The following is a 26,867-nucleotide window of genomic DNA, read 5'->3' as shown; positions in this document are numbered from 1 at the left end:
CAGTGCGCTCCCACGGGTCAGTCCCCTTCGCCCTTGACCAGGGCGAGGAACTCCCCGCGGCCCAGGGGCGGGACGGGCAGCGGAGTGGGAGCGTCGGAACGCAGGCCGTCGAGCAGGAGGGGGACGAACCGGCGCCACAGGTCGGGGGACGCCCTGCCGTAGGTATCGATGAGCGTCGTCAGCAGGGACATCAGCACGCCGACGTCCGTCGACGTAATCTCGGCACGGATCGTGCCCTGGGCCTGTCCGCGCTCCAGCAACTGCTCGATGCACGACTCGACCCGGGTACGGACATCCGGCAGCATCGGGCCCTCGGGGGCACTGCGCAGGAAATCCAGGAGCGCGCGCTTGGCGGCCTGCGGCCGCAGGACCGCCTCGAAGAACGCCGCCAGCCCGGCCAAGCCGTCCTTATGCGCCGCCGCCCGCTCGGCCTCCGCCAACATGGCATCGAACGACTCGGCGAGGACGGCGTCAGCCAGTTCGTACTTGTTGGCGAAGTGCCGATAGGCGGTGCCCACACCGACACCGGCCCGCAGCGCGACATCGTCAAGGGTCGGGCTGAGGCCCCCCGCGTCGAACAACTCCCGCCCGGCGGCAATCAGCGCCTCCCGGTTGCGCGCGGCATCCCTGCGCCGGGGCCGCACCGACTGCCCGGGCTCTTCCGGCTCGCCCACGTCCGACCTCCCTCGACTGCCCTAGCCTATCTGAACGGAGAAGCACCTCCGCTTCCGCACCCGGCCGCCCAGGGAGAGGACAGCTCCGTTGTCGCCGGGTACTGCCTGGCCGGGCGGGGAGCCGGCGAAACGGGCCGGGGACCAGGCGGGCGGGCGGGCGGGCGGTGAGATGCAGCCACCGTTACGACATGTGTACCTACGTGGTGGAGCATCCGCACGATGACCAGTGAACCGTTCCGGGTTAGTGCTGATGCGGTCCTGCCTGTTCCCAGAGAGATTCGAGCCGCAATCCGGCGCCTCCGGCCACCCCTCTCGGACGGAACAGACAGAACTGATCGTTCAAGCAGCCGGCCATAAGCAGACACGGAGGTCTTTTCAACCTGCGGTCGAGCTGGCGTGATGCAGGGAGTTCCACCGGAAGACCTTTCAGTGCAGGAGTAGCCGCCGCACATCCGGACCCCGGCGATATCCGGCCAGGACTGTGGAGTGCAGACCGTGGCCAGCAAGCAGGTGGAGGGTGCGGATGCCGTTGAACCGACCGTACTCGGCGCTTTGCTTGGTCCGGCCGTAGACGCGTTTGTGGGTGGGGTCGACATCGATGAACGCCATCTGGTCGGCCCCGGGCACCAGTGGGGTACGCGCGGCCGGCGCACCCAGGAACCTCCTGTACACGGCGGGAAGTTGGAGGGCATGGCCGTGGGTGAACGCGCGCAGGAAAGTGCCGAGCGTGGAGGGGGGCACGGGTACCTGCGAACATGGCCGGCATCGCACCGTGCCGCAGGGCGTCGAGGTCGTCGATACTGTCTGTGCCTGCGGCCATGCCGCCCACGATGCTGGTGACCTTCGCGTCCGCCACCGTACCCGCGTCCTTCGTCGCCCCGATCAACTTGACCTTTTACGTCACCAGTCGCAGCAGACCACACCGCTCTGCCAGCCGCATCACCGGGACGGCCCGGCCTGCGCGATCAGATTCGGGGCATCGAACGCAGCGGAGACCGTCGCCGGCGTGCGGGAAATTTGCATCTCGGAAATACCTTGCTGATTGTGCGTGCCAGAAGCGTGAAGAACTCCCATCATCGCAGGTCAAAGGCACTTCTTCATTTTCCCAAGCATCGTCCACAGACATCGGGCGGTGGATCGAGGGCTAAGCAGGCACGTTTCTTCTCTGGTGTCGAAGAGTTCGTCATCAGCGTTCCATTGATGCCGACTCAGCAGAATCGTGGTTGTCTCCGGCCTTGTCCGTCCCTACTGTCCTTATCGATCCCGTCCGCGCCGGTGGGCGCCGGGACCAGTGGACTGCGTTGAGAAAGGAGCGGTGTGGGCTTGGGCAGTTGACGACCGCGGGATGTGCGGGGTGAGGCGTAGACGTCACAGCCAACTGTTCTGCGCCGCCTTCATTCCTGCTTCGAACCGGCTCTGTGCGCCGAGGCGCTCCATGATGGCGGACATCTGCCGACGTACCGTGCGCAGTCCGATTCCCAGTCGTTTGGCAGCAACCTGGTCCGTCATGCCCTGGGCCAGCAGGGTCAGCAATTTATGCTGGGTCTCCGTCAGGCCGTGGTCCGGATGCGTGCTCTGATCTCTGCTGTACGGGACGGCGGCGGTCCATGCCAGCTCGTACGTCGCGACCAGAGTGGCGACGATGCCGGGCTCGCGCGTGATGAGCGCGCCGGCGCGGGAGTTGTCCGGATTTATCGGCACGACCGCGACCTTCCGATCGAAGATCAGCATGCGGGGCGGCAGCACGGTGGCGATGCGCACCTGTCCCCCCTGTTCGGCCAGCCACTCCGCGTAGGTACGCGTCGGCCCGTCGTGGCGCATGGTGTCCTGATAGAGGTTGCGCAGGGTGATTCCTCGCCTCAGCGCTTCCTCGTCGAGAGGGCGGGAGGCGTTGAGGCTCGCCTGGGACTGGGCGCCGCCGGGGAGCACCGCGAGACAATCGTCCTCGACCTCTTGGGCGAGGATCTCAAGTTTCATCTCGATGGCGTCGATACCGATCAGTCGTTCCGTGCAGTCGTATACGACGCTGAGGGGCGCCCGGGCTTCCGCCACTGCCTCTCTCATGGCGGCCAACTCCTCCACCTGCCGGGCCAGTTTGACTTCCTGGTTGCGTATCAGCTTGGTGAGGGCGACCGGGATACTCACCGCACGGATGCTCGCGGGATCTTCTCTTGACGGGCGGACGAGAGACAAGGCGGCTAATTCTGCGAGTGCGGTGGATATTTCGTCTTCCTTGAGGCCGAGTGCTTCTTCGAGTTCTACGGACCGTGACTGCGGCCGGTCCGCCAGAGTCATGTATACGGCTTCGGCCGTCGAGCTGAGGCCCAGAACAGCTAGCATCGTCACCAGGCGTTTTCTCCTGTCTTCTTCCCTCCCCCGTCTCGCACGCAACGCGCTGATTGTGCCCCGGTCGGACTCGCTTCAACCACACAAGAGTTGACCTGAAGTGGGCTGACCAGGGATGTGGCACTAAGGTGCCTCGGCACGGAGGTGCCACCAGGTGGGTATTCCATCGGCACTGGCCCATCGGCAAGACTGCTGATCGTCGGTGACCGCCGCACCAGACGGATTGATTCCTGACTCACCGTAAGTAAGGGATCGTCCTTCTCGGGACTTATCTGGATCCCATGCCGCATCGTGAATGAGGAGTACTTCTCATGTACAAGATCGCGGGCCTCGTGGCCGCTGCCATCCTCGCCGTCGCTTCCCTCTCCGCCGTCGGAAGGGCAGCCTCCGTCGCCCTGGTGGGGGACGGCATCGGCTGGGACTCCGTAGGGCTGGTCTCGGCCCTGCACGACTCCGGTCGGTCCGCGCAGTCCGCTCCGGCCCAGGATAACGTTGTCAAATCGCTCTGACCTGGAACTCTGCTCGCCTCGAGTACGACGTGACCGCCGCCATGAGTCCCAAGGAGCCCACCACCGTGACCTCGACGGAGGGTCAGACCGCACCTCCACGCGCCGACTTCGCGCCCCGCGCGACGGACCAGCCTGTCCGCCTGGTCATCCTGGACGAAGACCCGATTCTGCGGGCCGGTATCCGGGCGATCCTCGACTCCTACGCGCAGATCGAGATCGTTGCCGATTTCGGTTCGGCGAGACTGGCATCCAGCCGTGCCCTGCAGACACGGACCGACGTGCTGCTCGTCGGTGGCGACTATCTCAAGGACAGGGCAGGAACGGCGCTGCACGATCAGGTCACGACCGGTCGGAGACCGGCCGTGGTGACCTTGATGCAGCCGGACGACGCCGTCACGCTGCGCAAGGCGGTGAAGTACGCGGTCCGCGGCTTCGTGGACCGCAACACCAGCCAGCATGATCTCGGCACCGCCGTGCTGGAGGCACACGGCGGACGCACCTATCTGTCCGCCTCCATCGCCGAGGTCCTGGTGGCCTGGATGGCGGACGGCATCCGGCGCGAGCACCTGTCGCTGCCCCAGGTCGAGGATGTGTTGACCGAGCGGGAGCTGGAGGTGCTGGAAGCCCTGGGTCACGGCATCACCAATACCGCCATCGCCCATCGGCTGCATGTCCAGGAGGCTACGGTCCGCAGCCACGTCTACCACATCCTCACCAAGCTCAACCTGCGCACCCGTACCGAGGCGGTACTGCTGGGCCACAGCTACGCGAACAGGCGTCCGACTCAGCGGCCGCCGAGCTGAGCACGCACGGCGATGACGAACCGGTGGCCCGTCCCCAGGGGACGGGCCACCGGTTCGTTCAGCAGGAGAGCTAGCGTGCGACGGCGGCCAGGGCGGCCCCCGCCCGATCGGGCCGCAGCACGACGGCGGCGGCCAGCGCCACGACCGCTGTCGCCGGGCCGAGCAGCAGCATGTGATGGACGCTGACACCGGCGAGGAGTACACCGGCGAACGCGTATCCGATGCTCTGCGTGGCGACGAGCACGGTGAAGGCCTCCGACATCCGGGACTGCGGGACCAGGTACCCGGGTGCCTCCGTCATCACCGAGTTCAGCGGAGCGGCGCACAGACCGAGGAGTGCGAAGCCCGCGACCAGTCCCCACCAGCCCGAGACGGTGGCGATGACCAGTGTGGCCGCAGTCATCGTGAGCAGTAGGACGACGGCACGCACCGTGAACCCGACGCCGATCCGGGTCGCGTACCAGGCATAGACGAGCCCGGCCAGCGCGCTGGCCCCGCCGAGCACCGCCGTGAGGACGGCGGCCTCGGAGGCGCCGCCGCCGTCGAGGGTCACCCGGGGCAGCGCGCCCACTTCGGCGGTGCCCAGGAAGTGTCCGAAGGCCATGGTCACCAGCGCCCAGAACAGGAAGGCCGGGTTGCGCCAGACGCCGACCGAGTCCGGGAGGCCGGGTGCGATTCCGTCGTCCTTCTTCTCCGGCTTGCCGATGGCCTCGTTCACCTCCTGGAGAACGGCCGCGCCGGACCGCTTCGGCCACAGCAGCAGCGCGTCGGCCAGCATGGCGGCACCCATGACGGCCAGCGCGTACGCAGGACCGAAGAGGGCGCAGACGAAGACCACGAAGGGTGCTCCGATGACGATGAGTTCGACGAGAACCGCGTCGAGCGACAACGCGGAGCCGATGAGTCGCTGCGGCACCGTGGTGCGCAGCAGGGTCCTGATGGCGCCGCCGACCCCGAAGGTGCCCATGTTGCCGATGAGGGACAGGACGAACAGGATCCACAGCGGGGCGTGCATGGCGAAGCCGCTGGCCACTCCGAGCCGCCCGACGCCACCCGCGGCCAGGACGCGCGGAGTCCACCGTTCGCGGCCCAGCCGCTCCAGCAGCCGGCTGAACAGCGGCGCGACCAGGATGCAGGGCACCGTCGTGAAGCCGACCAGCATGCCGCCCACGGCCGGGCTGCCGGTGTAGTGGGTGCTGGCCAGGACCAGGGCGAACGGGGCCATGATGGGAGGGAGCCGGTACAGCATGGTGGCGGCCACCCACCGCCAGTACGCCGCGTTCCTGATCAGCTCGGCCAGGGGCCGGTCCGGAGCCGGCCGTTCCGGCGCGTCGGTTGCGTCGGTCGTCATTGATTCTCCACGGTATTGCCGAGAGGGGTGCGTCGGCCGCCGGTGTACGCGGCGTCCGTTCCGGCCGAGACGGGCTGGTCCGGGTCGGTGGTGTACTGGGTGAGCAGCCGTTCGTATGCTGAGGCGAGGTCGCGCGCCGTGGCCTCGTCGAACAGGCTCGTGCGGTAGGTCAGGCCCACTTCCAGCCGGTCGCCGTGGTCCTCGACCACGCAGACCAGTTCGAACTTCGCGTATCCGGTCGGCAGGATGACGTTCTGGTCGAGCGTCAGTCCGGAGAAGGAGCGCTCCAGCGCCTTCGCGTCCTCCAGCGCGAGCAGCACCTGGAAGTACGGACTACGGCCGGGGTGCCGGCGCGGACCCAGCTTCTCCACCAACTGGTCGAACGGCAGCGCCTGGTGTGCGTAGGTGCCGAGGCAGTTGTCGCGCACCGCGGCCAGAAGGTCGCGGAAGCGGACGCCCGTGGGCACCTTCTGGCGCAGGACGACGGTGTTGCTGACGCAGCCGATCAGCCGGTCGGTGAGCGGACCGCCCCGGTTGGCGACCGGCGTGCCCACACAGAGGTCGTCGCTGCCCGAGCGGGCGTGCAGCAGGGAGTAGAAGCAGGTGAGCAGCACCATGAACGGGGTGACGCCCTCGCGCCTGGCCAGCGTGTGAACGGCTTCCCGCAGGGCGGCGGGCAGGTCCACCGCCAGACGTCGGCCGCGGTAGTCGGCGGTCTCCGGTGCGGGACGGTCGAAGCCGAGGTCCAGCGGCTCGGGCTCCGGATCCGCGAGCCGGCCGCGCCAGTAGTCGACCAGCCGGTCGAGGTTCTCTCCCCGCAGGTGGTTGCGCTGCCACAGTGCGTAGGCGCCGTACTGGAGCGGGGGCGCCGGCAGGTCCGGGTCGCGGTCGGTGCGGAAGGCCGCGTAGCAGGCGGCGAGTTCGTCCATGAAGACGTCCACGGACACGAAGTCGATGATGAGGTGGTGCGCGGTGAACACGGCGATGTGCTCGGTCGGTGACAGGGACAGGACGAGGACCCGCAGCAGCGGGGGCTCGGCCAGGTCGATCGGTTCACGTATCTCCGCTTCGCGCAGTGCCGGCACGTCGTGCGGCCGGGTCGACACGTCGACGTACCGTACGGGGATGTCCGTGTCCGGGGCGACGAACTGGACCGGGCTGCCGCCGAGAAGACCGAAGGAGGTGCGCAGCGACTCGTGTCGTCGGGCGATCTCCTCGATGGCGCGGTCGAACGCGCTGCGGTCCAGCGGTCCGGTCAGCCGGCACTGCCAGGCCTCGTTGTACAGCGGGATGTCCCGGGCGAGTTGGCTGAGCATGTACAGGCCCTGCTGGGCCGGTGAGATCGGTGCGGCGCGACGACCGTCGGCGTACCGGGCGAGGGAGGCCTCGATGGCGGCGCGTTTGCGGGCCCATTGGGCCATCTCGCGGATCTCGACCTCTTTGGCCGCCTGCGCGGCCTGCGGGGTCGGTTGCCCGTCCGGTCGTCTGCCGTCGATGAGTGCGGCGAGCTGGGCGACGGTCCGGGACGCCAGCAGGTCGTTGGGCAGGATGTCGATGCCGAGTTCGCGGTGCAGCCGTGCCGCGATCTTCACCGCCTGCAGCGAGTTGCCACCGAGGGCGAGGAACTCGTCGTCCGCGGCGACGTGGTCAAGCTTGAGCACCGACCGCCAGATCGCGGCCAGGTCCGCCTCCGTGCCCGGCCGGGCCCGCCGGCCGGCCGCGGCGCCGTCCGACCCGCCCGGTGCCGTGGACGACAGCGCCGCGAAGTCGACCTTGCCGTGCGCGGTGAGCGGAATCGCGTCCAGGACGGTGACGGTGGCCGGCACCATGTAGGCCGGGAGCAACCCGGCGAGGTAGTCGTGCAGTTGCGCGGCGCGCGGGTCGTCCGGCTGGGCCGGGAGTTCTCCCGGGGCCAGTGTGACGTGGGCCAGCAGGACCGCGCTCTCGCTGCCGTCCTCCCGCCGTTCCACGGTGACCAGGGCCTGTCGTACGGCGGGATGCTGCTGGAGTACCGCCTCGATCTCACCGGGCTCGACCCGGAACCCGCGGATCTTCACCTGGTTGTCCGTGCGGCCCAGGAACTCCAGCTGGCCGTCCGGGAGCAGCCGCGCCAGGTCGCCGGTGCGGTACATCCGGGTGCCGGCGGGTCCGTACGGGTCGGGCAGGAAGCGAGCCGCGGTCTCGCCCGGCGCCCGGTGGTAGCCGCGGGCCAGGGCTCGGCCCGCGACGAACACCTCGCCGGCGTCGCCCCTGGCCACGGGAAGCAGGTCGCCGTCCAGGAGCCGTACGTCCGTGTTGTCGATGGCGGTGCCGATCGGCAGCAGTCCGTCCGAGCGAGGCGCGGTGCGGCCCGAGTGGTGGTAGGTGGCGGTGGCGGTCGACTCGGTGGGGCCGTAGACGTGGATCAGCGGGATCCCGGACTCGCGCCAGGCCAGCACCCGGTCGGGGCGCACCCGGTCGCCGCCCATCACCACCCATCGGACCGTGTCGGGCAGGCGTCGGCCGGACTCGGCCAGTTCGTCGGCCAGTTGGTGCCAGTAAGCGGTGGTGATCTCGAAGCCGGTGACCTCGTACCGCTCCAGGATCCGCAGGAAGTGGCGGACCGTCGGCAGCGCCCGCTGATAGCCGGCCATGAGCAGCGTCGCACCGCTGAGCAGGGCGGGGAAGATCTCCTCCAGGGCGGCGGAGAAGCTGACGGAGGCGAGCTGGAGGAACCGCTGTCCGGGCCCGAGACCGAAGGTGCCGGCCGCGGCCTGCGCGAGGTTGGTGAGACCGCGGTGGGTGATCAGCACACCCTTGGGCGCACCGGTGGATCCGGAGGTGTAGATGACGCAAGCCGTGCTGTCCGGGCCCACCTCCACCCGCTGGGGAGGCGCGGGCTCACCGGCGAGTTCCGTGAATCCGGCGTCCAGCAGCAGGAGTTCGGCGCCGCCGTGCGGGAGCCGTGCCGCCGTCTCCGGCTGCGCGACGACCACGGCGGCGCCGGAGTGCTCCAGCAGGTGGCTCAGCCGGGCGGCCGGATAGTCGGGGTCGAGCGGCACGAAGGCCGCGCCCGCCTTCATGATGCCGAGCATGGCCACCGCGAGCCCCACGGACGGCTCGACGCAGATGCCCACCCGGGACTCGATGCCGACGCCCAGAGCGGTCAGCCGGTGCGCCAACCGGTCGGCGAGCGCGTCGAGTTCGGCGAACGTGAGCCGCTCGGTGTCGGCCCAGGCGGTGTCGGGACCCGCCACCGAGGCGACGGCGGTCATGCCGGGAAACTCCCGGGCACGCCGGGCGAAGACGTCGTGCACGCCGGCGGTGTCGCACGACGTTCCCGGGGACAGTCCCGGGTTGAGCAGGTCTTGGGGCGCGATCATGCGGTTCCATCCTCGTGGTCTGGCGCTGCGGAAAGGCGGGAAAGGGGCACTGCGCGCGCGGTCGCGTCGCTCAGGCCGCCGCGGCGGGCACGGCCTCCCGGCCCGCCGGCGGACGGTACTTTCCAGTGATACGCGGCGCGTTGTCGAAGACGTGGTACATCCGGTCGACGATCTCCGGTGCCGGACCGGCGCCCGGGCGGTCGTTGTAGTCCATGATCTGCCGGGCCAGCCGGTGGAACTCGACGATGTCCGGCATGTCGAGGCCCTTGCCCATGAGGTAGGGAAGCGCCCAGAAGTCGAAGTTGTATCCCGGCATCCACAGTGAGTTGGTCACCTGGTCGAACAGGGCGTGGCAGGCGTCCACCGCACCGTTGATGTCCATGGTGTTGTGCCGCCAGCTGTACTCCCGTCCGGTGAGCCCGAACTCGGCCGCCTGCTTCTGCACCGGCGCGCGGTGGTTGTACCACCAGGGTTCGGTGCGCCAGAAGGTCGGCCCGACCTCGTTGATGAAGTCGATGGTGTTCTGGACGGTCTTCTCGGTCTCACCGGGGAACCCGGAGATGAACGAGGCGAAGGTGTCGATGCCCCGCGTGTGCAGGCGCTCGATGCCGACCCGGTAGCGGTCGAGCGTGGCCACCTTCGACATGTTGCGCAGGATCCCGTCGTCGCCGGCCTCGATGCCGAGGAAGACCGCGCGGCACTTGCTCTCCGCCATCAAGTTGTAGGTCTCCTCGTCGCGGGCCGTGCCCGCGCGGAAGAAGGAGTACCACTGGAATCCGAAGTCGTTGCGCGCCATCATCCGGCACAGCTCCTTGAACCGGGGTCCGGGCACATTGAAGGTGTCGTCGATGAACACCATCTGCTTGACGCCCATCCGGTCGAGCTGTCGCAGTTCCCGTTCCACGGTCTCCACGCTGGCCAGCGTCAACGCGCCGGCACGTATCGGGTAGTCGCAGAAGCTGCACTTGAAGGCGCAGCTGCGCGCGGTGCGGGTGTGCACGGTCGGGCCGAGGCTGTCGCCGAACGTGGACCAGTCGATGGCGCACTCGTCCAGCACGTTGGCCTCGGCCTTGATCCGGGTGAGTTTGAAGTCGCCGGCACCGGTGGGCAGCAACAGGTTCGGTACGTCCTTCAGGTCGCTGCCTTCGCGCAGCGCCGCGGCGACCTGGGTGAGGGTCCACTCTCCTTGCGACTCGTTGATGTAGACGTCGGCGTCCATCCACGTCAGGACCTCGGAGAGTTCGTCCTTCTCCAGGTCCTTGAGCAGGTTGCCGACCAGCGGGCCGCCCACCACTATCGTCGTCCCGGGCAGCACCTCACGGATGAAGCGGGTGATCTCCACGACCGGGTTCGGGATGATGTAGTACGTCGTGGTGATCGCCACGACGCGGGGGCGCCGGGTCTGGAGGATGTCGCGGATACGGTCCTGCTCGCAGCCGAAGAGACTGGTGCACTCCGCGGAGAAACCGTGCCTGAGCAGGTAGTTGGCCAGGTAGTGGGCGGCGAGGTTGGGGGTCTCGCCGCCGTGGATGTAGACGTTCTCGTCCATCTTTCCGGCACGGTGCAGGACTTTGTTCATCACGTCCATGTACGGCAGCCGTTCGCCGTCGAACAGCAGGTGGTCGCGCATGAACATCAGGCGCTCGGGATCCCGCGCGCCGCGGTTGCTGACCCGGTTCCACTGCTGCGAGAACGGTACGTCGTTGTAGCCGATGATCAGGCAGTCCAGGTCTGAGGTGGGGGCCATGACTGAGCTCCGGTCTCTTCGGGAGGGCGGACGGCGAGGCGGAAGGGGGTCAGTGCGAGGGCTCTTCGTTCCTGGTCAGCGCCAGCAACTCGGTCGAGAACAGCTGCACGGTCGGCCGGCGCAGCAGGACGTCGAGCGGAACCTTGCGGCCGAGCGCGTCCTGGACGGCGCCCATGACCTGTACCGCGCGGAAGGAGTCCCCGCCGATGTCGAAGAAGTCCTCGTCACGGGCAAGCCGGGGCACACCCAGCACCGCCCGCCAGATCCCGGACACCAGATCCTCCATGCGGTCGGGGGTGGAGAGGTCGGTGGCCGCCGGGAGCGGCGTGGGCGGCGCCGGGCGTACGGCCAGGGCACGTTCCGACAGCAGCCGACGGTCCAGCTTGCCGTTCTGGGTAAGGGGCAGCGCATCGAGGACGGCGATGGCGGAGGGCAGCATGGCCTGCGGGAGCCACTCCCCCAGCCGGGCACGCAGTTCGCCGGGCAGCGCCGCACGATCCGCGTCCGGCTCCGGTACGACGTAGGCGTAGAGCCGTTTGTCGCTGCCGTCACCCGCGGCGACCACGGCGGCCTGGCGCACCCCGGGACAGCGCAGCGCCGTCGCCTCGATCTCCCCGGTCTCCACCCGCACCCCACGGATCTTCACCTGGTGGTCGATCCGCCCCAGGAACTCCAGTGCACCGTCCGCGTGACGGCGGGCCAGGTCCCCGGTGCGGTACAGGCGGCCCTCGGTGCCGGGGACTCCCGTGACGAACCGCTGCGCCGTCAGCTCCGGACGGCCCAGGTATCCGTCAGCCACGCCCACGCCTCCGATGTGGATCTCGCCCGGCTGCCCGTCGGGGACCGGCCGGCGGTTCTCGTCGAGGAGGTGCACAGTCGTGTCGGGTATCGGCGGGCCGATGAGCACCAGCTCCGGATCCGGGTCGCGCGGGCAGGTCCAGGCGGTGGCGAAAACGGTGCACTCACTGGGCCCGTAGATGTTGGTCAGCGAGGCGGTGGAGCGAGCGTGGAAGCGCCGGACCAGGTCGGCGCTGAGGGCTTCACCACCGGCGATGACGTACTTTAGCCCGTCGTAGCGTTCGGCGCCGTCGCGGTCGAGGAGGAACAGTTCCAGCAGTGAGGGAACACAGCAGAACGTCGTGACGTGTGTGCTGCGGATGAGCCGCTCGAGATGGGCTGCGTCGCGCTGCCGTCCCGGCTCGGCAATCACCACTGCCGCGCCGACCAGCAGCGGCCAGTACAGCTCGGCGAGGTAGAGATCGAAGGTGCAGGTGGTGTGGTGCAGGACGCGGTCGCCGGGGCCCATGGGGTGGCCGCTCTGGAAGGCCGCCATCCGGGAGGCAACCGCGGCGTGGCTGATGACGGAGGCCTTGGGGCGGCCGGTGGAGCCGGACGTGAAGAGGACGACGGCGGGCGCGTCGGGCGTGGTGCGAGGTGGCGCGAGCCGGTCGGGAGCCGGCTGCCGGTGGCCGTCGACCAGTAGGACCGGCGCAGGCGGGTCGAGGCGGGCCGCTCCTTCCCGGGTAGTGAGGACCAGGCGGGCCGTGCAGTCCTCGATCTCGTGCCGGGTCCGCTCGGGCGGGTCGCCGACGTCGAAGGCGACGTGGGCCGCGCCGGCGAACACGACGGCCAGCAGGGAAACCACGAACTCGATGGAGCGGGGCTGGTAGACCGCCACCCGGTCGCCGTCGACCACGCCCTGGTCGCGGAGGACTGCGGCCAGGGCCAGCACCCGGCTCTTGAGTTCGCCCGCGGTGACAACGCTGTCGCCGCGGATGAGGGCCAGCAGGTCCGGCTCGCGCTCCCACTGCCGGAGAAGGAGGAGGTCGAGCCGCCGCTCGGCCGCTGTCTCGGTCGCTTCCATCACCGCGCACCTTTCTCGTCGTGTGGGGTCGTGTCGTGGCGGGGGCCCGCGTGGTCGGGGCTCATCGGAAGTGGTCCAGGTTCGCCGCGATCGCTCCCACCAGTTCCGCCGGGCGCTCGACCAGCAGCATGTGTCCGCCCGGGATCCGGGCCTGCCGGGACCGCTCGGCGAACGGCGCCCAGCGGGCGACGCGCTCCGGAGGGCACAGCGGATCGTCCTCGCCGGAGATCACCAGGAGGGGAGAGGTGAGTACGGGTTCGGGCTCGCTCCGGTAGTCCTGGACGGCCCGCATGTCGGCGACGATGAGCGGCAGGTAGATGCGCGCCATGTCGTCGTCGGCGACGTGCTGCGGGACGTAGCCGAAGCCGCGCACCGCGGCCATCAGCTCCTCGGTGTCGTCACCGTCGGGCAGAAGTCTCGTGGCGTCCGGCGCGTGGTCCACCGACCAGTAGGAGACGGTGACGAGCCCCGCCACCAGCCCCGGATCGGAGTCCTGGAGCGTCCGTACCGCTTCCAGGGCGATGACGGCGCCCGCACAGACGCCGACCACCAGCAGGGGTGCCGTACCGGCGAGAGCGCGCGCCGTTGCCGCCACGTCGGCGGCCAGACCGGGCAGGTCTCCGACCGGCTCGCGGACGCGGGACTCGCGGCCGGGGAGCCTGACGGCCGACAGCTGCCAGTCCGGCGGCAGGTGGGGCACCAGGACGCGCGCGTTCGCCGCTCCGGCTCCCGAGTGCGGGACCAACAGGACGCGCAACGAGGCCGTGTCCGGGTCACCGCTGATCACAACATGGGGTTTGCCTGCCACGGCCGCTGTCTCCGATCGCTGTTGTCGTCCGCCCGGATCACCGGGTCCGCTCCGCTGAAGTGGTCCGCCTGGTCGAGGTGTGCCGCCGGCCAGGCCGTCTGCTCGATGGTCCGGTCCGCCGTGTGCCGCACCGGTTCTCCGCCGGCGTACGGCAGCCGCAGGTCCTGGAGGAGGGCTCCGCCGTCGCGCCGGTCGGCGGCGGCGAGGCGCACCGGCGTTCCGGTACGTGCCGGCAGGTCCCGCGGGAGACGGCCGTGCAGACATGCGCGAGTCGGGACCGCGGGTCTTCGGCGACACCGCGGTCGGCCGTCTCCCGCTGGAGGTCGGCCGCTGCCTGCTCGCCGGAAGGAGGCGCCGGCACGCCGCCGCCCAGGTCGGTCTTCGTGTCGCGGTGGAGGTCGCGCATCCGGTCTGCGAGTGGCGCGTGCGGATATCTCATGAGGGGTCGCTCGCCTTCAGTTGCGCCCGGAAGACAGCGGCGGTGTGCGGGAGTTGGGGTTCGCGCAGGATGCTGTAGTGGTCTCCCGGCACCTCCACGACGCTGAGTGGCCCGGTCACGTGGTGGGACCAACCGTGGTCCACCGCGTCGCCCAGCCGCCCGGAGCCTGCGGCGAGCAGGGTCACCGGTCCCGGGTAGGGGGTGGCGGGCCGATAGTGGTCCAGCGCGACGGCGTGTGCCGCGTACGTCCGGAACAGGCGGTCCAGCAGGACCAGGTCGTCGTCGAGGGAGAGCACACCGGCGGCCTTGGCACGTGCCAGCAACCGCTCGAGGCCGGCGCGCACCCCGATCTCCGCGAGGTCGCTGCAGGACAGGCCGAAGTCGAGGTCCAGGTTGCCTCCCCAGTCCGCGGCGAAGTCGGCCAGCAGCGCGGCCTCGTCCTGCTCACCGCCGGTGGCACCGTGCGGGTGCGCCGGGTAGCTGTCCAGCATCACCACCGGGAGGGGCCGGCCCGTCGACCGGAGGAACTGCCGGGCCATCTCAAGGGCGACGGCACCTCCCATCGACCAGCCCGCGAGGAGGAAAGGCCGGTCGGTGGTGGCTTTCGGCAGGGCGGCCAGGTAGGAGGCCGCCATGGCCTCGATGCGGTCGCGTGGCACCCCGTCGCCGCCGAGGCCACGCGCGACCAGCCCGTGGACGGGCCGGTCCGAGCCCAGTTCGTCGCACAGCCCGGCGTAGCACAGGACGTTGCCGCCGATGGGGTGGACGAGGAGGACGGGCGCCCCGGCACCGCCGCCGCGCAACGTCACCAGGGGTGACGCGTCGCCCGTGGCGTCCTCTTCGCTCAGCAGTGCGGCCAACTGCCCCACCGTGGGTGCCTGGAAGACGGCGGCGGGCCGGACAGCCCGGCCGCCCGTCTGTTCGATGCGGGCCACCATCCGCATGGCGGAGAGGGAGTTGCCGCCGAGGTCGAAGAAGTTGTCGTGCAGGCCGATGTCGTCCCGGTGCAGGACTTCTGCCCAGGCGTCCGCGACCAGGCGCTCGTGCGGGGAGCGTGGCAGTTCGGAGGCTTCCCTCGCCGGCCGGTCGACCGTCGGCGCCGGCAGGCTCGCCCGGTCGAGCTTGCCGTTCGCCGTGAGCGTCAGCGCCTGCAGCACCACCACGGCCGCAGGCACCATGTACTCCGGCAGCACCGCCGCCGCATGCGCCCGCAGGAGGGCGGATTCAGGGGCGGCGCCCGTCGTCGGCACCACGTACGCGACGATCCGTCTGTCACCCGGAACGTCCTCGCGAACCATGGCGGCGGCCTGCCGTACGGCTGGATGCGTCAGGAGCGCGGACTCGATCTCGCCGAGTTCGATGCGGAAGCCGCGGACCTTGACCTGGTCGTCCGTGCGGCCGAGGTAGGCGAGTGTTCCGTCGGCGTTCCATCTGACGAGGTCGCCGGTACGGTACATCCGCTCGCCCGGAGTGCCGAAGGGGTTGGGCAGGAACCGTTCCGCCGACAGCGCGGGCTGCCCGAAGTACCCCCTGGCCAGCTGTACACCGGACAGATACAGCTCTCCGGTGACACCGGTGGGAACGAGCTGGAGGGAGGCGTCCAGGACGTAGACCTGTGTGTTGTCGGTGGGCCGGCCGATCGGCGTCGGACCGCCGTCGGGGCCCATGGGCCGACCGGTCCATGCGGTCACTGCGACGGTGGCTTCGGTCGGTCCGTAGAGGTTGTGCAAGGGGATGTCGAACAGAGCGTCGAACGCGCGATGCAGTTCGGACGGCAGCGCCTCACCGATGCAGATCACCAGGCGCAGGCCGACGCATTCGCGGGCCGTGCGGTCGTCGAGGAACAGCTGGAGCATCGAGGGGACGAACTGAACGACTGTCACCCGCTCGTCCTGGATGAGCCCGGCAAGGTAACGGGCGTCCCGGTGACCGCCCGGCCGGGCCACCACTATCGTGGCCCCCGACGTCAAAGGCCAGAACAGCTCCCACACCGATACGTCGAATCCCACCGGCGTCTTGTGCAGAACGCGGTCGGCCGCGGTGAGCTCGTACTCGCGCTGCATCCACGCGAATTGGTTGACCACGCCGGCGTGGGAGACGGTCACACCCTTGGGCCGGCCGGTGGAGCCGGAGGTGTAGATGACATAGGCCGGGTGCTCCGGCGACAGGGGTCCGTCGCGGTCCGCGTCGGTGAGGTCCGTACCGTCCAGGTCTGCCAGGAGCGACACCGTCTCCGGGGTGTCGAGGAACAGGACCGCGGCACCGTGCCGCTCGGACAGCACGCCTGTTTCCTCGACAGAGGTCTCCGTGATGACGGTGACGGGCCGGGCGTCGTCGAGCATGTGGGCGATGCGGGCCGCCGGGTGGTCGAGGTCGATCGGTACGTATGCTCCGCCGGCCTTGAGCACGGCCAGCAGGGCGACGATCAGGTCAGCCGATCTGGGCAGCGCGACCGCGACCAGGGACTCCGGGCCGACGCCTTGCCGGACCAGGGCCCTCGCGACACGGTTCGCCCGCTCGTTCAGGCCGGTGTACGACAGTTCCTCCCTCTCGGAAGCGACCACGGCCTCCGCCGAAGGCGGCACCTGCGCGTCGGCGCCGTCGCAGAGCACGGCCGGGGCGTCCGGTGTGCGGCGCACCTGCTCCTCGATCAGGCCGTGCAGCGTGGCGGACGCGCCAGGTACGGCCGCTCCCCGTCCCTGCCGCAGCAGCCCCGACGCCTCCTCGGGCAGCAGCAGGTCCACGCTTCCCAGAGTCCGCTCCGGTTCGGCAAGGAACTGGGCGAGGAGCTCCGCGTAGCGCCGGCTCAGCCGCTGCGCGGTCTCCGGCTCGAACAGGTCGGTGCGGTAGCCGATCTCGCAGCGCAGCGTGTCGCCGTCCTCCACCACGTCCAGGCTCAGGTCGAACTTGGCGTCGCTGGTGGTCACCGCGCAGGGGACGGCCTCGATGCCGGGAAGCCGCACAGGGTCCTCGGCGCCGGTGTTCTGGAGGGTGAACATGGCCTGGAACAGCGGGTTGTGGCTCAAGGTCCGCTCCGGCCTGAGCTCCTCGACGACCAGCTCGAAGGGCACGTCCTGGTGCTCCAGCGCATCGAGCACCGTCTGCCGCGTCCGCCGCAGGTACGCCCGGAACGTGAGCTCGTCCGCGACCTCTCCGCGCAGCACCACGGTGTTGACGAAGAATCCGAGCAGCCCCTCCAGTTCGGTGCGCGGCCGACAGGCGACGTGGGATCCCACGAGAACCTCCCGCTGCCCCGACAGCCGGGCCAGCAGTACCTGGTAGGCGGCGAGCAGCACCATGTAGAGGGTGCAGCCCTCCGCGCGCGCCCGGGAGCGGACGGCGGCCGTCAGGTCCGGAGGCAGAACGAAGGCGAACTGCGCACCGGTGTACGAAGCCGCGGCCGGACGCGGCCGGTCCGTCGGCAGGGCCAGCAGGCCGGGGGCACCGGCCAGGGCACGCCGCCAGTAGGCCAGCCCTTCGGTCAGGGCGCCCTGGTCGAACCGGGTCTGCTGCCACACCGAGTAGTCGGTGTACTGCAACGCCGGTTCGGCGAGCGGCGAGCGGCGCCCCGCCCCGAACGCGGCGTACAACGCGGCCAGTTCGTCGAAGAGGACGCCGAACGACCAACCGTCGAAGACCGCGTGGTGGAAGACCAGCACCAGGGTGTGCTCGGCCGGGGCCGAGCGCACCAGCAGCGCATGGAAGAGCGGCTCCGCGGCCAGATCGAACGGGCGGGACAGCTCGCCCTCGGCCAGCAGACGCACCGCCTCGGTCCGCTCCGCCGGTGGGAGCGCGCTGACGTCGCGCACCGGCAGCCGGACCGGGCCGGCGTCGTGCACCACCTGCAGGGGGACGCCGTCCTGCGCGGTGAAGGTGGTCCGCAGCACCTGGTGCCTGCGGACGATCTCCGTCAGGCATCGCTCCAGCAGGTCCGGGTCGAGCGGGCCGCGCAAGGTCATCGCCTGGCCCAGGTTGTAGGCAGCCCGGTCGCCCGGCTCCATGACCCGGTCCAGGAACCACAGGGCGCGTTGGGCCGTGGACGCGGGCACGGGCGCGGGCACGGCGAGACCGGCCCGCAACGCGATCGGGTCGGTGTCGGCGGACACGGACGGACCGGGCTCGCTCGTCGGGTCACTGGGGATCCGTGGGGGCAGCATGACGTCGAGGTCGCCCTGGACCGCTTCCGGCCGTACGTCCGTGTGCTGGAGCGTGAGGGCGAGTTCCGCCACCGTCGGCGCCTCGAACAGCGTCCGCAGCCCCATCTCGACGTCGAGCACGTCACTCACCCTGGCGATCAGCCGGGACGCGAGCATGGAGTGACCGCCGATGTCGAAGAAGTCGTCGTCGAGTCCGACCGAGGGCAGGTCGAGTACGTCGGCGAACAGTTCGCGCAGCACGGCCTCAAGGGGTGTACCCGGCTCCCGGTCGACCGGTGCGCGGACGGGCTCGGGTGCGGGAAGGGCAGCCCGGTCCAGCCGCCCGTTGGGCGCGGTGGGCAGCGCGTCGGTCACCAGGACGGCCGCGGGCACCATGTGGGCCGCGAGCAGGCCCGCGACGTGCCGGCGCAGCTGTTGCGGTTCGACGGTCGTGCCCGATGCCGCCACCACGTGGGCGATCGGGCGCGGGCCGTCGGTGTGGTCGGCCATCGACACGACCGCCCGCTCCACCTCCGGGTGGCTCCGCAGCGCGGCCTCGACGGCGCCGGGCTCCACGGGCATGCCGTGCACGAGGACTCGATGGGCGGCGCGTCCGAGGACGACGACCCGCCCCCGGTCGTCCAGGCGGGCGAGATCGCCGGTACGGAACATCCGTGCCCCGGGCGGTCCGTAGGGGTCGGGGAGGAACCGTGCCGCAGTGCGAGCCGGACGTCCGTGGTATCCCTGTGCCAGACCCGCGCCGCCGATGTACAACTCTCCGTTCACGCCCGGAGGAAGCCTGCGCAGGTCCGCGTCGAGCACCCGGGCGCGGACCCCGGCGGCCGGGGCGAGCGGGAGCAGTCCGGACGGGGTCGGCCGGAGGTCGGCGGTGAGGGCGAGGACTGAGGTCTCGGTCTGTCCGTAACCGATGGCCGGCGCGGGTTCGCCGTCCGGCCAGGCGTCCCGGGTCACCGGGCCCTCGTCCGTGAGAGCGAGGCCCGGCACGCGAGCCGAGCGGTCGCCGGGTCCGGGGCCGACGATGGTGACGTGGTGGGACGACGGCTCGTCGGCGGAGGCGAGAACCAGGTGGGCGCCGTTGGTCAGCGCCGTGAAGGTCTCCCAGAGAGCGCGGTCGGTTCCCGGGGCGCCGTGCGGACGGACCGAGCTCCCCGGCGTCACCGCCAGGGTCGCGGCCGTGTGGTGCAACGCGTTCGCGAGGCCGTGATGGGTGAGCAGCACTCCGTGCGGCTGCGCGTCGTCCGCGCCGGTGTACAGCAGGAAGGCGGCCTGGCCGGGCAGGACGCGGGTCGGCCGGGAGGTGCCGGTGGGTGCGGCGGTGAGGGCTTCGTCGTCGAGGAGGAGGACGGTTCTGGCGTCCAGTGGCTCGCGGAGTGCCGCCTTGTCGGTGATCACCAGAGCCGGGCGGGCATCGGCCAGGACGGTGCGCAGCCTGTCCGCCGGCGCCTGGAGGTCGACGGGCAGACACACGGCACCCGCCTTGAGGACCGCCAGGGTGACCAGGACGTGGTCCGGCGACGGGGGCAGCGCCACGGCCACGACCGTCTCCGGGGTGACGCCGTGTGTGGTCAGCCACTGGGCGAGCCGGGCCGCGCCGGCGTCGAGGTCGCCGTAGGAGAGGGTGCGTTCGCCGTCCGAGACGGCCGGTTCCCGGGGTGTGGCGATCGCGTACCGCTGAACGAGGTCGTGCAGGCAGGCGGAGAGCGCCGGTGGTGCCGGCTGTGCGGCGAGCAGGAGCCGCTCCTCCGGGAGGAGCATCTCCAGGGCGCCGATGGGCGTGTCCGGCTGTGCCACGATGCTCTCCAGGAGCTGCCGGTAGTGCGCGACCATGCGCGTGACGCCTGGCTCGTCGAACAGATCGGTGGCGTATTCCACGGTCACGTCGATGGTGCCGTCGTGCTCGACGGCCGACACGTTCAGGTCGAACTTCGAGCGGCCGAGCTCGATGGGCAGGAGCTGTCCCATCTCCAAGCCGGTGAAGCGGGTCCGCTGTTGCCATTCGTCCTCGTCGTGGGACTCGAACACGACCTGGACGAGCGGGTTGTGGCTGAGGCCGCGGTGCGGGGCCAGTTCCTCCACCAGGCGGTCGAAGGAGAGCGCCTGGTGGTCGTAGGCGGACAGGAACGTGGTCCGGGTGCGGCGCAGGTGCTCCCGAAAGCTCGGATCACCGGTCAGATCGCCGCGCACCACCAGGGTGTTGACGAAGTAGCCGATCATCTGCTCGAACTCGCTGCGGACCCGGCCGTGGGCCACGGTCCCCACGCTGATGTCGCGTTGTCCGCTGTAGCGGGACAAAAGGACCTGGAAGCCGGCCAGCAGGACCGTGTACAGGGTGCTGCGCTCGCCGCGGGCCAACGCGCGCAGTCGCTCGCTGAGTTGGGCCGGGAAAACGGCGGTGTACTCCGCTCCGGCGTGCGACTGTTCGGCCGGGCGCGGCCGTAGCGTCGGCAGGGCCAGCAGGCCCGGTGCGCCGGTGAGCTGTCGGCGCCAGTAGCCGATCAGCTGCTCCAGCCGCGGACCGGTGAGGTGGCGGCGCTGCCAGCGGGCGAACTGCGGGTACTGGGGCGGGGGCGCGGTGTGCGGGGGCGTGCCGCTGGCGACGAGAGCGTTGTAGACCTGGGAGAGGTCGCGCAGGGCCACGTCCACCGAGACGGCGTCGAAGACGATGTGGTGGACGACGATCGTGAGGACGTGTTCCTCGTCGGCCACACGGATCAGCCGGAAGCGGGCCAGCGGGCCCTTCTCCAGATCGAAGGCGCAGGCGACCTCCGCGGCGCACAGGTCCGCCGTCCGCTGTTCGCGGGCGGGGCCGTCCAGCTCGCGCAGGTCGTCGACCGGGACGGGTGTGCGGAGCTGGGGGTGTACGACCTGGAGCGGACGGCCGTCCTCGACGGTGAACGTGGTGCGCAGGGCAGCGTGCCGGGCGACCAGCGCGTCCACCGCCCCGGTGAGCGCGCCGGTGTCCAGCCGGCCGCTGAGCCGCAGGCGCCAGCCGACCGTGTAGAGCCGGTCGTCGGGGGTGATCTGGTCGATGAGCCACAAGCCCTGCTGGGTGACGGAGGTCTCGCAGGTCTGCGGTACGCCGCGCTCGCGCAGCGCCCGTTCCACCAGGGCGCGTTGCGACGGAGGCAGTTCATGGAGCCGGGCGAGGAGGTCGGCGACGTCCATCAGAGCGTCCCCCGCCGTTCCACCAGCGCCTTGTGAAGGCGGGACAACCCCTCCCCGAAGGCGTCCTCGGCCCCGCCGAAGCCGAGCCGGACGCGGTCGGGATGCCCGAAGCCGGAACCGGGGACGAGCAGTAGATCGTGACGGCGGCCGAGCTCGCGGCAGAGCTCCTCGGTGTCGGCGACACCCACGACGGCCGGGAAGGCCGTGACACCGCCCGAGGGACGAGTCCAGGACACCAGGTCGGCATTGTCCTCGGCCCAGGCGGCGAGCCGGTCGAGATTACGGGTCGCCTGGGCGCGGCGGATCGCGAGAATGAGGTCGGCGTCGGTCAGGGCGCGTGCGGCGAGGTACTCGGTGAGCGGTGACAGGCAGATCGTCAGGGCGTCACGCAGCGGTACCAGGCGGGCCAGGATCTCCGGCGCGGCCAGACACCAGCCGACGCGGGTGCCGGGCAGCCCGTACGCCTTGGACATGGTGCCCAGGCCGATGCAGCGGTCGTGCAGCGTCGACGGATCCGGCAACGGTTCCTGACCGTGGACGAGTTCGGCGAACGCGGCGTCCCACACAAGGTGCAGGTCGTGGCCGTCTACCAGACCCAGCAGGTCGTCGAACTGCCCGCGGGTGAGGTGGGCGCCGGTGGGGTTGTGCGGGAAGTTGAGGACGATCATGCGGGTGCGTGGGGTCACCAGCGCACGGAGTTCGTCGAGGTCGGGCGTGAAGCCTGTCTCGGGGCGGAGCCGCCAGCGCACCAGCCCGCAGCCGATGGCCTCGGCGACGGAGGTCAGCGAGTGGTAGGCGGGGTCCGGGACGACCACCTCGTCGCCGGCGGACAGCAGGGCGTTCATGACGACGAAGATCGCCTCGGTGGACCCGTGGGTGGCCATCACACGGTCCGTGTCGCCGGCGGCGAAGCGGTCGGCGACGGCCCGGCGCAGGTTCGGGCCGCCGTAGGAGGGACTGTCGTCCAGCGCGATCTCGTCCAGTTCTTCGACGGTGATGCCGAGAAGCCGCCGCAGTTCGGCGAGCGACCAGCACTGCACGCCGCTGCTGCCCAGGTCGATGGAGGTGTCGAAGTAGAAGTCACGCATCCAGTCCTCCAGTGCGGCGTGCGGCAGATGCATGGCGTGCTCCTGATTCGTGAGTGGGGCGCGGTCCCGGCGGGCCTTCGCGAGTGACGGGTGAGCGGGTGGGGCGACTGCCTGCGCGGCTCAGGGCACCGGCTGCCTGTCCCGCGCGGTGCGGGCCGCCGCGAGAGACGGGCTGTGCAGGCCGTGCAGGACTTCGAGCGCGCCGGTGACGCCGCTGCCGGGCCGGACGGGATGCCCGAGATCGGCCAGGCCCAGTTCGATGGCGGACAGTGCGGTCAGTACGTCGAACTCGTCCATGAAGCCGCAGTGCCCGATCCGCAGGACACGGCCGTCCAACGGGGGCTGCGCCCCGGCGAGTTGCAGGGCGTAGCGGTCCAGCAACCGGTCGACCAGGGCGGTCGCGTCCACGCCCGGCGGCAGCTCGGCGGCGGTGACCGCGCTGTGGCGGTCCTCGTCCGGTGAGAACAGCCGCAGGCCGAGACCGCGAACGCCCGCCCGGGCGATCCGGCCGAGCCGCACGTGCCGGGCCAGGACGTTGTCCAGCCCTTCGGCGTGGATCTGCCGCAGAGCCACGTCGAGTTGGCTGATCAGGGAGATCGCCGGGGTCCACGGTGTGCGGGGGATCTCCACGCGCAGCGCCTCGCGTGTCTCGTCCCAGTCGAAGTAGAAACGCGGCAGGCCGGCGCGCCGGTGCTGCTCCCATGCCCGTTCGCTGACACTGGCGAAGGCCAGGCCGGGCGGAGTCATCAGCGCCTTCTGGCAGCCGCCTACGACAACGTCGATGCCCCAGTCGTCGGTGCGCAGTTCGCAGGCGCCGACTCCGGACGCGGAGTCCACCACGGTGAGTAGAGGCGCGCATGCGGACACGAACCCGCGGATGTCGTTGACCATGGCGGTCGACGTCTCGCAGTGCACGGCGATCGCGGCCCTGAGGCCCGGGGTCGCAGCCGCCGCGGAGATCCGGGCCATGTCCAGTGGTTCGCCCCATGCATGCCGCACCTCGGTGACCTCTAGCCCGAACGTGGCGGCCATCTGGCTCCAGCGCTCCCCGAAGGCGCCGTTGCTGGCGACCAGGACGGCATCGCCCGGCGCGAACAGGTTCTGCAGGGTGCCCTCGAACGCGCCGGTCATGCTGGAGGTGAACAGCAGGACGTCGTTACGGGTGCACAGGGTCCGTCGCAGGTTCTCGAGGACTCTGGCGAACACGCCGGCGAAGGCCCGGGTGCGCTCGTCCTCGACAGGGAGCAACGCGGCGGCGGCGACCTCGGGCGGGGTCGGTGTGGGGCCTGGGACCATCAGCCGGTATTTCCTCATGAAACGGTCATGCCTTTCGGTGGCCTGGCGGGGGGAGGCGGAACGGGCTCAGAAGATGACGCGGGAGCCGGCGCTCACCCGGGCGTCCCGCGACTTGCGCAGGTCGCGCGTGACGTTGACCCGCCGCAGCCAGCGATCGCGTCCGTCGTAGCGGGCCCGGTAGGGGTTCCTGCCGTGGACGGCCTTGTAGTTGTCGAGGAAGAGCACCTCGCCCGGTCGCAGGGCGATGCCGGTCAGCTTGGCGTCGATCTGCTCGACGAGGGCTTCGAACGCGGTCGCCGCCTCCGGGTCGTCGGCCGTCCGGTCCATGAAGTAGGGATCGAGCCGGCCGTAGGGCGTCCGCGGGTCGCCGAAGAGAACCGGCACCTTCTCGGGAGCAGCGTTGAGCTGGTCGATCCTGCGGATGCTGCGTTCGATGACGTCCGCCGGTGCCTGGAGCCGGCTGCGTCCGGTGCGGTTCTCCGGCTGGTGGGAGTTGTCCGGGCGGATGACGTAGCGCGGGCCGGCTAGCGCCCGCCTGGTCTCCGCGTCCAGCTCCAGGTCGTCGAAGAGCGCGTAGGTGGTCTGCACCGCGTCCGGGTTGCGCAGGCACATGAGACCGACGTACTCGGCGCGATAGGGGTGGAACGCGTCCTCGGTGTGCCAGGTCAGCGGCTCGGCCGTGGAGGAGTTGAGCTGGGCGTGTTCATGGCCCTTGATCGGCACCACGTCGTGCAGGAGCCGCCCGTCCTGCTGGGTGGCCCAGGCCATGGGGTCGCCCAGCAGCGAGGCGCACATCAGCAGGAACATGTCCTCGCGCCGGGTACGACCGTCGTCGTCGGCTTCGCCCCACTGCACGGGCGTCGCTCCGATCCCTGCGTCGTCCACCCGGAAACCGCTGATCACGCAGCCACCGGAGGGTTCATTGAGACGGAAGTCGTTCAGCCGGGCCCGCAGCGGTCGCGGCATCTCCTGGGCGCGCAGGGCCACGGCGTCGAGGAGCTGCTCGTCGGTCGCCGGCTCCTCTGCGAGCAGCTCCTCGACGAGGGTGTCGATCGGTGCGCGGTCGGCGTCGGTCAAGTCGATCCGGTACATGCTCAGCTCCGTGGGAAGGTCCGGTGCCTGTGGGTGCCGGTGGTCATCCGTGTGCGGCGTCGTCGGCCGAGGGGCCCTCCAGCCCCAGCAGGGTGAGTGCCTGCTCCTCGGAGAGACGGTCGATGTCGGCGAGGAGGTCGTTGAGGCTCGGTTCGTCCGCCGGGTGCGGGAACACCTCCGGTGCCAAGGGCCGCGCGCCGAGCTCGATCAGCCGGTACGCCACTTCCAGCACGGTCGGCAGGTCGAAGAAGTCGGCCAGCGGCAGGTCGACGTCATAGCGGTCGGCGATCTTGCCAACGAGCCGCACGGCCAGCATCGAGTAGCCGCCCAGTGCGAAGAAGTCGTCGTCCGCACCGATGCCGTCGTCCTCGAACGCCTCCCGCCACAGGGGCAGCAGACCGCTGAGGACGCCGAACGCGGGGAGCTCCGCGTGGTCCACGGAGCCGTCCTCGGCGCGCGGGAGCTCCGGCACAGGGACGAGAGCGATCCCGTCGGGCACGGAATGAGCCTCTTGCTCCAGGTGCCGGCGCAGTTCCGCCGCGTCGAAGGCGTGGCCGTCCTCGACGAGGACGTACACGACCGGCTCGCCGTCACTGTGCATGGCGCCTACGGCCTCACGCACCGCGGGATGGCGGTGGAGTCCGACCACGCAGGTGTCCAAACCGTGCTTGGTGCGATCCATTCGGTTGACCCAGACTCTCTGCTCGTCACTTGGCCGCTTGCGTAAACCCTAGGAATGCCTGGAGTCGAGAGGCAATGAACGGCCGGAGCAACTACGGTCAGAGATTCGCGGAAACGCCTCAACAATCCGCTGAGAGCATCACGTCCGCACCGCTGTCGACTGCGCAAATCCAGGAGATAGACTCCTGATGAGTTCCCCCTTTTTCTTGTCTCCGCTCACCGCATGAAGTGAGAGAAGGAATCATCGTGATGGAAACACAGGAAAACGCCGAGTATTTCGCAGTGGTCGTCAACGACGAGGAGCAGTACTCGATATGGCGCGCCGACGGTGTGCTGCCGGAGGGCTGGCGGAAGGAGGGGCGCACCGGCACGCGCGAGGAGTGCCTGTCGCACATCGACATGGTGTGGACCGACCTGCGTCCGCGCAGCGTGCGGGAGCGCGCCGAGGCGCACGGCTAGGTGGCCGCGCGACAGCGCGACGGGCTGCGGCTGTTCGGGCTGCCGCCGCGGGCGGGCGAGCGGGTCGCCGCACTGTGGCCGGGCCCGCTGGCGGGACCGGATGGCCGCGGGACGTCCGGCCCCTGCGCCGCCGCACTCGTGTGGCAGGGCGACGACGCCGAGGTGGCCGCGTTCCTGGGCGCGCACCCGGAGTGCCGTTGGCTGCACACCACGGCCGTGGGCGTGCCGCACGCGGTGCTGCGGCACGCGGACGCGACCGATCTCACCGTCACCAACGGCGCCGGGACGCACGGCAGCGCGGTGGCGGAGCACGTCCTGGCGCTGCTGCTGGCCCACTTCAAGGGCCTCCCGCAGACACTCGCGGCGCAGCGGGAGCGGGACTGGAAGGTGCCGGTCGCCGCGGAGCTGCGCGGTCGGCGGACCGGAGTCCTGGGACTCGGGGACATCGGCCGCCGGACGGCCCGCCTCCTCGACGCGTTCGGAGCACGGGTGAGGGGCTGTCGGCGCGGTGCAAGCGGCAGTCCCGGTTCCGGCTTCCACGTCCCGGGGGTGTCCGCGGTGTACGGGCGCGAGCGGATCGATGAGTTCCTGACCGGCCTCGACGTCCTCGTCGTGGCCGTGCCGCTTACCGAGGAGACCGCCGGGCTCGTCGGCGACGCCGAACTGGCACTGCTGCGGCCGGGAGCCGTGCTCGTCAACGTCGGCAGGGGCCCGGTGGTGGACGAGGCCGCGCTGGTGTCCGCGCTGCGCACCGGGAGGCTGGCCGGCGCGGCACTGGACGTCTTCGCCACCGAGCCGCTGCCCGCGTCGTCTCCGCTGTGGTCGGAGCCCGGAGTGCTGGTCACGCCGCACAGCGCGGACGCCACGGCCGAGACGGACCAGCGGTGCCTGGAGCTCCTGCTGGACAACCTGGCCCGGTTCGGCGCGGGCCGGCCGCTGCGCAACGTCGTGGATCCGGCGCGCGGTTACTGACCCCGGGGTTCGGTCGCGGATCGGGAGACGGGGGCCGCACACATGTGTGCGGCC

18 protein-coding genes are annotated in these 26,867 nt (G+C 70.5%); 4 read left to right on the top strand and 14 right to left on the bottom strand.

The genetic code is table 11. The features are described 5' to 3' along the window. Positions 1 to 17: 17 nt before the first annotated feature. The 3 genes from ACFXI4_RS25275 to ACFXI4_RS25265 form a co-directional block, all read right to left on the bottom strand. Positions 18 to 674 (bottom strand): TetR/AcrR family transcriptional regulator, encoded by a 657-nt coding sequence (locus ACFXI4_RS25275; protein ID WP_384994832.1) that lies wholly within the window; start codon positions 672 to 674, stop codon positions 18 to 20. 426 nt (positions 675 to 1,100) lie between these two features. Further along, a complete protein-coding gene (locus tag ACFXI4_RS25270; RefSeq protein ID WP_384994830.1) occupies positions 1,101 to 1,415 on the bottom strand; it encodes a hypothetical protein in 315 nt (104 codons plus the stop codon). 627 nt (positions 1,416 to 2,042) lie between these two features. Then, positions 2,043 to 3,014 carry a LuxR C-terminal-related transcriptional regulator gene (locus ACFXI4_RS25265; protein WP_384995195.1) on the bottom strand — a complete coding sequence of 324 codons (972 nt, stop codon included), beginning with the start codon at positions 3,012 to 3,014 and terminating at the stop codon, positions 2,043 to 2,045. A 317-nt stretch (positions 3,015 to 3,331) separates the two neighbouring features. On the opposite strand from ACFXI4_RS25265, the gene ACFXI4_RS25260 reads away from it, so the two are divergent. Continuing rightward, the gene (locus ACFXI4_RS25260; RefSeq protein ID WP_384994827.1) at positions 3,332 to 3,529 is read left to right on the top strand and encodes a hypothetical protein; all 198 of its coding nucleotides are present in this window, start codon (positions 3,332 to 3,334) and stop codon (positions 3,527 to 3,529) included. A gap of 65 nt (positions 3,530 to 3,594) precedes the next feature. Further along, the gene (locus ACFXI4_RS25255) at positions 3,595 to 4,332 is read left to right on the top strand and encodes a LuxR C-terminal-related transcriptional regulator (protein ID WP_384994825.1); all 738 of its coding nucleotides are present in this window, start codon (positions 3,595 to 3,597) and stop codon (positions 4,330 to 4,332) included. 70 nt (positions 4,333 to 4,402) lie between these two features. Here the strand turns inward: ACFXI4_RS25255 and ACFXI4_RS25250 are convergent, their stop codons facing one another. From ACFXI4_RS25250 to ACFXI4_RS25200, 11 genes are all read right to left on the bottom strand, one after another. Beyond that, positions 4,403 to 5,683 carry an MFS transporter gene (locus tag ACFXI4_RS25250; RefSeq protein ID WP_384994822.1) on the bottom strand — a complete coding sequence of 427 codons (1,281 nt, stop codon included), beginning with the start codon at positions 5,681 to 5,683 and terminating at the stop codon, positions 4,403 to 4,405. Further along, positions 5,680 to 9,045: an amino acid adenylation domain-containing protein gene (locus tag ACFXI4_RS25245; protein WP_384994820.1), complete on the bottom strand. Its 3,366-nt coding sequence runs from the start codon at positions 9,043 to 9,045 to the stop codon at positions 5,680 to 5,682. The genes ACFXI4_RS25250 and ACFXI4_RS25245 overlap by 4 nt, the downstream gene beginning before the upstream one ends. A 70-nt stretch (positions 9,046 to 9,115) precedes the next feature. Beyond that, positions 9,116 to 10,792, bottom strand: coding sequence for a PhpK family radical SAM P-methyltransferase (locus ACFXI4_RS25240; protein ID WP_384994817.1), 1,677 nt, complete (start codon positions 10,790 to 10,792; stop codon positions 9,116 to 9,118). Between the two features lie 49 nt (positions 10,793 to 10,841). Further along, positions 10,842 to 12,656 carry a non-ribosomal peptide synthetase gene (locus tag ACFXI4_RS25235; protein ID WP_384994814.1) on the bottom strand — a complete coding sequence of 605 codons (1,815 nt, stop codon included), beginning with the start codon at positions 12,654 to 12,656 and terminating at the stop codon, positions 10,842 to 10,844. Positions 12,657 to 12,717: 61 nt separating this feature from the next. Continuing rightward, on the bottom strand, positions 12,718 to 13,464 hold the full coding sequence (locus ACFXI4_RS25230) for a thioesterase II family protein (protein ID WP_384994811.1): 747 nt from the start codon (positions 13,462 to 13,464) through the stop codon (positions 12,718 to 12,720). Then, positions 13,440 to 13,676: a hypothetical protein gene (locus ACFXI4_RS25225; protein ID WP_384994808.1), complete on the bottom strand. Its 237-nt coding sequence runs from the start codon at positions 13,674 to 13,676 to the stop codon at positions 13,440 to 13,442. Before ACFXI4_RS25225 ends, ACFXI4_RS25230 begins: the two co-directional genes overlap by 25 nt. Before the next feature lie 223 nt (positions 13,677 to 13,899). Beyond that, positions 13,900 to 21,225 carry an amino acid adenylation domain-containing protein gene (locus ACFXI4_RS25220; RefSeq protein ID WP_384994806.1) on the bottom strand — a complete coding sequence of 2,442 codons (7,326 nt, stop codon included), beginning with the start codon at positions 21,223 to 21,225 and terminating at the stop codon, positions 13,900 to 13,902. Next, complete coding sequence (gene vioD, locus ACFXI4_RS25215; protein ID WP_384994803.1) at positions 21,225 to 22,346, bottom strand: capreomycidine synthase; 1,122 nt, start codon at positions 22,344 to 22,346, stop codon at positions 21,225 to 21,227. The genes ACFXI4_RS25220 and vioD overlap by 1 nt, the downstream gene beginning before the upstream one ends. Before the next feature lie 87 nt (positions 22,347 to 22,433). Then, the gene (locus ACFXI4_RS25210) at positions 22,434 to 23,609 is read right to left on the bottom strand and encodes a pyridoxal-phosphate-dependent aminotransferase family protein (protein WP_384994801.1); all 1,176 of its coding nucleotides are present in this window, start codon (positions 23,607 to 23,609) and stop codon (positions 22,434 to 22,436) included. A gap of 66 nt (positions 23,610 to 23,675) precedes the next feature. After that, positions 23,676 to 24,701, bottom strand: a complete 1,026-nt coding sequence (gene gntD / locus ACFXI4_RS25205; RefSeq protein WP_384994798.1) for a guanitoxin biosynthesis L-enduracididine beta-hydroxylase GntD — start codon at positions 24,699 to 24,701, stop codon at positions 23,676 to 23,678. A 43-nt stretch (positions 24,702 to 24,744) separates the two neighbouring features. Beyond that, positions 24,745 to 25,323: a phosphopantetheine-binding protein gene (locus tag ACFXI4_RS25200; protein ID WP_384994796.1), complete on the bottom strand. Its 579-nt coding sequence runs from the start codon at positions 25,321 to 25,323 to the stop codon at positions 24,745 to 24,747. A gap of 308 nt (positions 25,324 to 25,631) precedes the next feature. Here ACFXI4_RS25200 and ACFXI4_RS25195 point away from each other — a divergent pair, with 308 nt between their 5' ends. Both ACFXI4_RS25195 and ACFXI4_RS25190 read left to right on the top strand, forming a co-directional pair. Further along, positions 25,632 to 25,841, top strand: a complete 210-nt coding sequence (locus ACFXI4_RS25195; protein ID WP_384994793.1) for an MbtH family protein — start codon at positions 25,632 to 25,634, stop codon at positions 25,839 to 25,841. After that, positions 25,842 to 26,813 (top strand): D-2-hydroxyacid dehydrogenase, encoded by a 972-nt coding sequence (locus ACFXI4_RS25190; RefSeq protein WP_384994789.1) that lies wholly within the window; start codon positions 25,842 to 25,844, stop codon positions 26,811 to 26,813. Positions 26,814 to 26,867 lie beyond the last annotated feature (54 nt).

It is taken from the genome of Streptomyces sp. NPDC059224, assembly GCF_042754285.1.
In the GTDB taxonomy this organism is placed as follows: domain Bacteria; phylum Actinomycetota; class Actinomycetes; order Streptomycetales; family Streptomycetaceae; genus Streptomyces.
This window is presented reverse-complemented; position numbering and strand designations above follow the sequence as displayed.

Excerpts from the sequence above, each read along its gene's own strand:
- ACFXI4_RS25235 (WP_384994814.1), bottom strand. The coding sequence starts at position 12,656 with ATGGAAGCGACCGAGACAGCGGCCGAGCGGCGGCTCGACCTCCTCCTT.
- ACFXI4_RS25240 (WP_384994817.1), bottom strand. The coding sequence starts at position 10,792 with ATGGCCCCCACCTCAGACCTGGACTGCCTGATCATCGGCTACAACGAC.
- ACFXI4_RS25260 (WP_384994827.1), top strand. The coding sequence starts at position 3,332 with ATGTACAAGATCGCGGGCCTCGTGGCCGCTGCCATCCTCGCCGTCGCT.
- vioD (WP_384994803.1), bottom strand. The coding sequence starts at position 22,346 with ATGCATCTGCCGCACGCCGCACTGGAGGACTGGATGCGTGACTTCTAC.
- ACFXI4_RS25250 (WP_384994822.1), bottom strand. The coding sequence starts at position 5,683 with ATGACGACCGACGCAACCGACGCGCCGGAACGGCCGGCTCCGGACCGG.
- gntD (WP_384994798.1), bottom strand. The coding sequence starts at position 24,701 with ATGTACCGGATCGACTTGACCGACGCCGACCGCGCACCGATCGACACC.
- ACFXI4_RS25220 (WP_384994806.1), bottom strand. The coding sequence starts at position 21,225 with ATGGACGTCGCCGACCTCCTCGCCCGGCTCCATGAACTGCCTCCGTCG.
- ACFXI4_RS25245 (WP_384994820.1), bottom strand. The coding sequence starts at position 9,045 with ATGATCGCGCCCCAAGACCTGCTCAACCCGGGACTGTCCCCGGGAACG.
- ACFXI4_RS25210 (WP_384994801.1), bottom strand. The coding sequence starts at position 23,609 with ATGGTCCCAGGCCCCACACCGACCCCGCCCGAGGTCGCCGCCGCCGCG.
- ACFXI4_RS25265 (WP_384995195.1), bottom strand. The coding sequence starts at position 3,014 with ATGCTAGCTGTTCTGGGCCTCAGCTCGACGGCCGAAGCCGTATACATG.
- ACFXI4_RS25195 (WP_384994793.1), top strand. The coding sequence starts at position 25,632 with ATGGAAACACAGGAAAACGCCGAGTATTTCGCAGTGGTCGTCAACGAC.